8 protein-coding genes are annotated in these 8,074 nt (G+C 61.8%); 6 read left to right on the top strand and 2 right to left on the bottom strand.

Translation table 11 applies throughout. The annotated features are described in order from the left end of the window. Nucleotides 1-87 precede the first annotated feature (87 nt). From JWR98_RS16625 to JWR98_RS16605, 5 genes are read left to right on the top strand one after another with little or no spacing between them, the layout of a single operon-like run. A complete protein-coding gene (locus JWR98_RS16625) occupies nucleotides 88-894 on the top strand; it encodes an alkaline phosphatase family protein (RefSeq protein WP_078732411.1) in 807 nt (268 codons plus the stop codon). 5 nt (nucleotides 895-899) lie between these two features. Further along, nucleotides 900-1,736, top strand: coding sequence for an ABC transporter permease (locus JWR98_RS16620; RefSeq protein WP_176156617.1), 837 nt, complete (start codon nucleotides 900-902; stop codon nucleotides 1,734-1,736). Then, on the top strand, nucleotides 1,723-2,523 hold the full coding sequence (locus tag JWR98_RS16615) for an ABC transporter permease (protein WP_078732410.1): 801 nt from the start codon (nucleotides 1,723-1,725) through the stop codon (nucleotides 2,521-2,523). The genes JWR98_RS16620 and JWR98_RS16615 overlap by 14 nt, the downstream gene beginning before the upstream one ends. Next, nucleotides 2,520-3,509 carry an ABC transporter ATP-binding protein gene (locus tag JWR98_RS16610; protein WP_003172971.1) on the top strand — a complete coding sequence of 330 codons (990 nt, stop codon included), beginning with the start codon at nucleotides 2,520-2,522 and terminating at the stop codon, nucleotides 3,507-3,509. The genes JWR98_RS16615 and JWR98_RS16610 overlap by 4 nt, the downstream gene beginning before the upstream one ends. 29 nt (nucleotides 3,510-3,538) lie before the next feature. Further along, nucleotides 3,539-4,192: an HAD family hydrolase gene (locus JWR98_RS16605; RefSeq protein WP_078732409.1), complete on the top strand. Its 654-nt coding sequence runs from the start codon at nucleotides 3,539-3,541 to the stop codon at nucleotides 4,190-4,192. A 64-nt stretch (nucleotides 4,193-4,256) separates the two neighbouring features. Here JWR98_RS16605 and JWR98_RS16600 read toward each other — a convergent pair whose 3' ends face one another. After that, nucleotides 4,257-5,441, bottom strand: a complete 1,185-nt coding sequence (locus tag JWR98_RS16600) for a thiolase family protein (protein ID WP_205490573.1) — start codon at nucleotides 5,439-5,441, stop codon at nucleotides 4,257-4,259. A 173-nt stretch (nucleotides 5,442-5,614) separates the two neighbouring features. Then, nucleotides 5,615-7,129 carry a polyphosphate:AMP phosphotransferase gene (gene pap, locus JWR98_RS16595; RefSeq protein WP_078732407.1) on the bottom strand — a complete coding sequence of 505 codons (1,515 nt, stop codon included), beginning with the start codon at nucleotides 7,127-7,129 and terminating at the stop codon, nucleotides 5,615-5,617. Nucleotides 7,130-7,283: 154 nt separating this feature from the next. Between pap and mnmC2 the strand changes: the two genes are divergently transcribed. Then, nucleotides 7,284-8,074, top strand: a 791-nt coding sequence (gene mnmC2, locus JWR98_RS16590) for a tRNA (5-methylaminomethyl-2-thiouridine)(34)-methyltransferase MnmC2 (RefSeq protein WP_205490571.1), incomplete at its 3' end; no start/stop codon positions are given.

Raw genomic sequence — 8,074 nt, 5'->3', positions numbered from 1 at the left:
GATTCGACTTGCCCCCTCCCACATTTTTGACCCCCCGTTCCTCCAGAGGCATTGAGCCAAGTCAATCGTTGCGGAGCGTCGCCCCCCATGAAGCACCCAGTCATCCTTGTCGTGCTCGACGGCCTGAACTTCGAGGTCGCGAGGCACGCCATGGGGCACTTGCAGGCCTATGTCGGCGCAGGACGCGCAGCCCTCTATACACTGGAATGTGAACTGCCCTCGCTGTCCCGCCCGCTGTATGAATGCATCCTGACCGGGGTGCCGCCGATCCAGAGCGGCATCGTGCACAACAACGTCTCGCGCCTGTCCAACCAGCGCAGCATCTTCCATTACGCCACCGACGCCGGTCTTGCCACGGCGGCGGCGGCTTACCATTGGGTCAGCGAGTTGTATAACCGCACGCCCTTTCTCGCCGCCCGCGATCGTCATACCGACGACACGGCACTGGCGATCCAGCACGGGCATTTCTACTGGAATGACCATTACCCGGATTCCCACCTGTTCGCCGACGCCGAAAGCCTGCGGCTCAGGCACACGCCGGACTTCCTGCTGGTGCACCCGATGAACATCGACGACGCCGGCCACAAGCACGGCCTCGACACCGCGCAATACCGCAACAGCGCACGCTCGGCCGACATCATCCTTGCCGACTATCTGCAAGGCTGGCTCGACGCCGGCTACCAGGTGCTGGTAACCGCAGACCACGGCATGAACAACGACCGCTCCCACAACGGCCTGTTGCCGGAGGAGCGTGAAGTGCCGCTGTTTGTAATCGGCGATGCCTTCAGCCTGGATACCAAGGCCACGCCGAAACAAACCGACTTGTGCGGCACCGTCTGCGAACTATTGGGCGTGCCCCACGACAAACCCGTCTGCCGGGAGCTATTGAAGTGAACGCCATGACTCGCGGCAAATGGCTGGCGCTGCTATGCCTGGTACCTTTCGCGCTGTTCTTTATCGTGTTCGAAATCGCGCCGCTGGTATGGGTGCTGATCAACAGCCTGCAAACCGAAGAGGCCGGCTGGGGCCTGGAAAACTTCGTGCGCATCTTCAGTTCGAAGTTCTACCTGCAAGCGATCCAGTTCAGCCTGGAGATCAGTTTCTACTCCAGCATCTTCGGCATCATCATCGCCACCCTCGGCAGCTACTCGCTGCGCCGCGTGGATTCGCCGCTGCGCAACTTCGTCACCGCCTTCGCCAACATGACCAGCAATTTCGCCGGCGTGCCCCTGGCCTTCGCGTTCATCATTTTGCTGGGCTTCAACGGCAGCATCACCCTCATGCTCAAACAGGCGGGGATCATCCAGGACTTCAACCTGTATTCCAAAACCGGTCTGATCATCCTCTACACCTACTTCCAGATCCCCCTCGGCGTGCTGCTGTTGTACCCGGCATTCGATGCGCTGCGCGAAGACTGGCGTGAGTCGGCGTCCCTGCTCGGTGCCAACGGCTGGCAGTTCTGGCGGCATATTGGCCTGCCGGTACTCACGCCCGCACTGCTGGGCACTTTCGTGATCCTGCTGGCCAATGCCCTGGGGGCTTACGCCACCGTTTACGCTCTGACCACCGGTAACTTCAACGTGCTGCCGATCCGTATCGCGGGGCTGGTCTCCGGCGATGTGTCACTCGACCCGAACATGGCCAGCGCACTGGCCGTGGTGCTGGTGGCGCTGATGACCCTGGTCACGGTGGTTCATCAACTGCTGCTCAAGAGGAGCTACCATGTCTCGCGCTGAAGCCGGCCCGGCCACCCTCTACCACCGGACGGTGGTGTACCTGCTGTTTGCAGTCCTGGTACTGCCGCTGGTGGGCACGTTTATCTATTCGATTGCCAGCAGTTGGTCGGCGACCATTCTGCCGGCCGGCTTTACGCTGAAGTGGTACGTACAGCTGTGGAGTGATCCGCGCTTCCTGATGGCGTTCGGTCAGTCATTACTGGTGTGCGTGGGCGCGCTGATCCTGTCGGTGGTGCTGATCCTGCCGCTGCTGTTCGTGGTGCATTACCACTTCCCCAGGCTCGACGCGCTGATGAACATCCTGATCCTGCTGCCCTTCGCGGTGCCGCCGGTGGTGTCGTCGGTGGGCCTGCTGCAACTCTACGGTTCCGGACCGTTGGCAATGGTGGGTACACCCTGGATTCTGATCGGTTGCTACTTCACCGTCGCGTTGCCGTTCATGTACCGGGCGATCACCAACAACCTGCAGGCGATCAACCTGCGCGACCTCATGGATGCCTCGCAACTGCTCGGCGCGAGCACCTGGCAAGCGGCGATCTTCGTGGTGTTGCCCAACCTGCGCAAAGGCCTGATGGTGGCGCTGCTGCTGTCGTTCTCGTTCCTGTTCGGTGAGTTCGTGTTCGCCAACATTCTGGTGGGTACCCGCTACGAGACCCTGCAGGTGTACCTCAACAACATGCGCAACAGCAGCGGCCACTTCACCAGTGCCGTGGTCATTTCCTATTTCTTCTTTGTGCTGGTGCTGACCTGGGCCGCCAACATCTTGAACAAGGACAAAAGCCAATGAGCTTCGTCAGCGTCCAACATTTGCAAAAAGGCTACGCCGGTACGCCGGTGTTCAGCGATATCAACTGCGAGATCGCCAAGGGCGAGTTCGTCACCCTGCTCGGCCCGTCCGGTTGCGGCAAATCGACCCTGCTGCGCTGCATCGCCGGGCTGACCTCGGTGGACAGCGGCAAGATCCTGCTGGACGGCCAGGACATCGTCCCGCTCAGCCCGCAAAAACGAAACATCGGCATGGTGTTCCAGAGCTACGCGCTGTTCCCCAACATGACCGTGGAACAGAATGTCGCCTTCGGCCTGCGCATGCAAAAGGTCAACGCCGACGACAGCCACAAGCGCGTACAGGAGGTACTGCAACTGGTGGAGCTCAAGGACCTGGCCGGGCGCTATCCACACCAGATGTCCGGCGGCCAGTGCCAACGCGTGGCCCTCGCCCGCTCCCTGGTCACCCGCCCGCGCCTGTTGCTGCTGGATGAGCCGCTGTCGGCGCTGGACGCACGCATTCGCAAGCATCTGCGCGAACAGATCCGCCAGATCCAGCGTGAACTGGGGCTGACCACAATCTTCGTGACCCATGACCAGGAAGAAGCCCTGACCATGTCCGACCGCATCTTTCTGATGAACCAGGGCAAGATCGTGCAAAGCGGCGATGCCGAAACCCTCTACACCGCGCCGGTGGACGTGTTCGCCGCCGGGTTCATCGGCAACTACAACCTGCTTGATGCAGACAAGGCCAGCCAATTGCTGCAACGCCCGATCAGCGGGCGCATCGCGATTCGTCCCGAGGCCATCGAACTCAGCCGCAGCGGCGAGCTGGACGCCTTGGTACGCAGCCACAGCCTGTTGGGCAACGTGATCCGCTACCGCATCGAAGCGCGGGGCGTGGAATTGGTGGTCGATGTGCTCAACCGCTCGGCCGACGACCTGCACCCGGACGGCCAGCGCCTGGCACTTTCCATCGACCCCAGTGCACTGTGTGAAGTAGCCTGATGCAACGATTGACTGAGAGAGCGTGACCGATGGCATTGGTAATTTTTGATCTGGACGACACCCTGATCCACGGCGACTGCGCCACCCTGTGGAGCGAGCAGATGGGCCGCCTGGGCTGGGTCGACCCCGAATCGTTCATGCGCAGGAACAACGAACTGATGGACGCCTACAGTCAGGGCAAGCTGCGCATGGAAGACTTCATGGACTTCAGCCTGGAGCCGATGATCGGCCGTACGCCGGAGGAGATCGAGCATCTGGTGGAGCCTTGGGTGGAGGATGTGATCGAGCCGCTGATCTACAGCGACGCGACCAAGACCATCGCCAGGCATCGCGCGAATGGCGACCGGATTCTGGTGATTTCCGCTTCGGGCACCCACCTGGTCAAACCGATTGCGGCGCGCATCGGTATCGATGAGGTATTGGGCATTGAGCTGGACGTCGCCCACGCCGTGTACAGCGGCCGCACCGTGGGCGTATTGACCTACCGTGAAGGCAAGATCACGCGCTTGCTGGAATGGCTGGAACTCAACGGCGAGACGCTGGAGGGCGCTTACTTCTACTCGGACTCGCGCAATGACCTGCCGTTGTTGCTGAAGGTTGATCATCCACACGTGGTGAACCCGGACCCGGTGTTGCGCGAACAGGCCGAGAAGGCGGGCTGGCCGGTCCACCACTGGACCTGATTCAACAACAATCAAAGGTGGGAGCCGGGCAGCTCCCACCTTGACCGCAGGCCTTCAATCAAAGCTAACGAACGGCTTCGAACAGGCCCGTCGCTCCCATGCCGCCGCCGACGCACATGGTCACGATGCCGTAGCGCAGCTTGCGCCGCTGCAGCTCACGCACCAGATGCCCGACTTGCCGCGACCCCGTCATGCCGAACGGGTGACCGATGGAGATCGAGCCGCCGTTGACGTTGTACTTGGCATTGTCGATTTGCAGACGATTGCGTGCGTACAGGCACTGGGAAGCGAACGCTTCGTTGAGCTCCCACAGGTCGATATCCGCCACCTGCAAGCCTCGCGCCTTGAGCAACTTGGGCACCGAGAACACCGGGCCGATGCCCATTTCGTCCGGCTCGCAGCCAGCCACGGTGAAGCCACGGAAAAACGCCTTGGGTTTGAGCCCCAGTGCCAGGGCTTTCTCAAGGCTCATCACCAATGTCATCGAGGCGCCGTCGGACAGTTGCGAGGAATTGCCCGCCGTCACCGAACCGTCTTCGGCAAACACCGGTTTGAGCCCCTGCAGGCTGGCCAGGGTGGTGTCGGGGCGGTTGCAGTCGTCACGATCGACTACGCCCTCAAGCACCTGCACCGCGCCGGTGTTCTTGTCCTCGACCTTGTACCGCACCGCCATCGGCACGATTTCATCGTTGAACAAGCCTTCGGCCTGAGCCTGGGCGGTGCGTTGCTGGCTTTGCAGGGCGTACAGGTCCTGTTCTTCGCGACTGACGTTGTAGCGCCGCGCAACGATTTCGGCGGTCTGGCCCATGGGGAAGTAAATGCCCGGCACCTGCTCTTTGAGCAGCGGGTTGATCAGGTTGTCGGTATTGACGCTCTTCATGGTCAGGCTGATGGATTCGACGCCACCGGCGACGATGATGTCGCTGCAGCCCGAGGCGATCTGGTTGGCCGCAATCGCGATCGCCTGCAAGCCCGAGGAACAGAAACGGTTGAGGGTCATGCCCGCCGTACCGGTACCCAGTCGCGACAGCACCGCCACGTTGCGCCCGATGTTGTAGCCCTGGGCGCCTTCATTGGAGCCGGCACCGACGATGCAGTCTTCCACCGTGGCCGGGTCGATGCCATTGCGAGTGAGCAGCGCATTGACGCAATGGGCCGCCATGTCATCCGGGCGGGTCTGGTTGAACTTGCCGCGAAAGGACTTGGCCAGGCCGGTTCGTACGCTGTCGACGATCACAACTTCACGCATGGGCTACCTCGATCTTGTCGTTGTTGGGAGATGGATCGAGGATAGATCCAGGCCTGCCCAACCGCGACGATCATTCACCCCATGGATGCGAAAACATGGGAGTGGCACACGGTTTGTGTGGGTGGGGGCTATCGGGTGTAGAACCCCTCACACATCGGACCGAGCCATCCAGGCTATTTCTTTTTCTTCTTGTCGTGCTTGTCGGTTTTAGCAAACGCCTCCTCCAGCGCCTGGTTGATTGTGCGCAGTACCTTGACCCGCGCCCAGCGCTTGTCGTTGGCTTCCACCAGGGTCCAGGCCGACACCTCGGTGCTGGTGCGGTCGACCATGTCACCCACGGCAGCGCGGTAGTCATCCCACTTGTCGCGGTTGCGCCAGTCGTCTTCGGTAATCTTGAAGCGCTTGAACGGGATATCCTCACGGGCCTGGAAACGCTCCAGTTGCGTCTGTTTGTCAATGGCCAGCCAGAACTTGACCACGATCACGCCGGCATCGCGCAGTTGCTCTTCGAAGTCGTTGATCTCGCCGTAGGCACGCATCCAGTCCGCCGGGGTGCAGAAACCTTCGATGCGCTCTACCAGCACGCGGCCGTACCAGGAGCGGTCGAACACGGTGAACATGCCGCGCGCCGGGATCTTCTGCCAGAACCGCCACAGGTAGGGCTGGGCGCGCTCGTCTTCACTCGGCGCGGCAATCGGCACGATATGGTACTGGCGAGGGTCGAGCGCCGCCGCCACCCGACGAATCGCGCCGCCCTTGCCCGCTGCATCGTTGCCTTCAAATACCGTGACCAGTGCGTGCTTGCGCATGCGTTTGTCGCGCATCAGGCCGGAGAGCCGCGCCTGCTCGGTAATCAGCTGTTCTTCGTAGTCATCCTTGTCCAGACGCAGGGTCATGTCGAGGCTGTCCAGCAGGCTCTTCTTGTCCACCGAGGCGATCAGCGGCGCCGGGTTCATGCCGCTGGCCTTGCCCTTGGGCAGTTTCAGCGCGTTTTGCATGCCTTCCAGGAGCAGCTTGCCCACGGTGAGCCCACGGTAATTGCTGTCGACCCCTTCGATCACGTGCCAGGGCGCGTAGTCGCGGCTGGTACGGCGCAGCACGCGCTCGCCGAAATGCACAAATTTGTCGTAGGTCTCGGACTGCTGCCAGTCCAGGGGACTGATGCGCCAGCTGTGCAGCGGGTCGTCGGCCAGGGCCTTGAGCCGCGCTTTCATCTGTTTCTTGGAGAGGTGGAACCAGAACTTGAAGATCAGCGCGCCTTCATCGCACAGCATCTTTTCCAAGCGCTCGGCACCGGCGATGGCCTGGTCCAGACGCGCGTCCTTGATCTGTCCATGCACGCGGCCTTGCAGCATCTGGCTGTACCAATTGCCGAAAAACACACCCATGCGACCCTTGGCCGGCAGTTGCCGCCAGTAGCGCCAGGCCGGGGGGCGCGCCAGCTCTTCGTCGGTCTGCTGGTCGAAGGTGCGCACTTCGATCAGGCGCGGGTCCATCCACTCATTGAGCAGCTTGACGGTTTCGCCCTTGCCCGCGCCTTCGATGCCATTGATCAGGATGATCACCGGGAAGCGTTTTTGCTGTTGCAACTCGTACTGCACCTCCAGCAGCGCTTCGCGCAGCGCAGGCACCTCGGCGTCGAAGGTGTCTTTGTCGATGGCGTGACCGATTTCGGCGGATTCGAACATGGGCAGCTCCGTTTCAAGATGGCTCAAGACTAGCGGATTGGGCAGCAACACGTAGGAGGAAATTCCACCCACGATTGCCATGGATCAATTCATTGCCGGTTGATCAGCTAGAATGGCCGCCTTGCCTTTGCTTGCCGTTATTTATGAGCCGCCCATGACCCCCATCGCCCATGCCCAGCTCGACTGGGATGACCAAGGTCGCCCGCATTCGCGGGTCTTCGACGACGTGTACTTCTCCGACCAGTCGGGCCTGGAAGAAACGCGCTACGTGTTCCTGCAACAGAACCGCCTGCAGGAACGTTTCGCGGCCCTGCCCGATCACGGCGGCTTTGTCATTGGCGAGACCGGCTTCGGCACCGGCCTGAATTTCCTGTGCGCCTGGCAATTGTTCAATCAACAAGCGCCACGCGGGGCGCGCCTGCACTTTGTCAGCGTCGAAAAATACCCCCTGAGCCACGCCGACCTGGCCCGCGCACTGTCGCTGTGGCCCGAGCTCAAGGCCCTGGCCGATCAGTTGCTGGGCCAATACGTGGCCATCCACCAGGGTTTCCAGCGGCTGGTTCTGGATGACGGCCGGGTGACCCTGACGCTACTGATCGGCGATGCCCTGGAGCAGCTGCCGCAACTGGATGCCCAGGTCGACGCCTGGTTTCTCGACGGCTTCGCCCCGGCGAAGAACCCGGATATGTGGACCGCCGAACTGTTCGCCGAACTGGCCCGGCTGGCGGCCCCCGGCTCGACCCTCAGTACCTTCACCAGCACCGGCTGGGTACGCCGGCTGATCAATGCTGCCGGGTTCAAAATGAAGCGCACACCGGGTATCGGGCATAAGTGGGAGATCCTGCGCGGTGAATTCCTCGGCTGGCCGGCCGAAACGCCGCTGCCCGCGCCCGGCAAACCCTGGTTCGCCCGCCCGGCGCGCCTTCGCGGCGAACGCAGCGCGCT

This window comes from Pseudomonas lactucae (assembly GCF_016937615.1).
Classification (GTDB): Bacteria; Pseudomonadota; Gammaproteobacteria; order Pseudomonadales; family Pseudomonadaceae; genus Aquipseudomonas; species Aquipseudomonas lactucae.
Note: the sequence above shows the minus strand (reverse complement) of the source record. Positions and strands in the feature narration are given on the sequence as shown.

Coding starts and splice junctions, on each gene's coding strand:
- JWR98_RS16625 (WP_078732411.1), top strand. CDS start 88: ATGAAGCACCCAGTCATCCTTGTCGTGCTCGACGGCCTGAACTTCGAG.
- JWR98_RS16620 (WP_176156617.1), top strand. CDS start 900: ATGACTCGCGGCAAATGGCTGGCGCTGCTATGCCTGGTACCTTTCGCG.
- JWR98_RS16615 (WP_078732410.1), top strand. CDS start 1,723: ATGTCTCGCGCTGAAGCCGGCCCGGCCACCCTCTACCACCGGACGGTG.
- JWR98_RS16610 (WP_003172971.1), top strand. CDS start 2,520: ATGAGCTTCGTCAGCGTCCAACATTTGCAAAAAGGCTACGCCGGTACG.
- JWR98_RS16605 (WP_078732409.1), top strand. CDS start 3,539: ATGGCATTGGTAATTTTTGATCTGGACGACACCCTGATCCACGGCGAC.
- JWR98_RS16600 (WP_205490573.1), bottom strand. CDS start 5,441: ATGCGTGAAGTTGTGATCGTCGACAGCGTACGAACCGGCCTGGCCAAG.
- pap (WP_078732407.1), bottom strand. CDS start 7,129: ATGTTCGAATCCGCCGAAATCGGTCACGCCATCGACAAAGACACCTTC.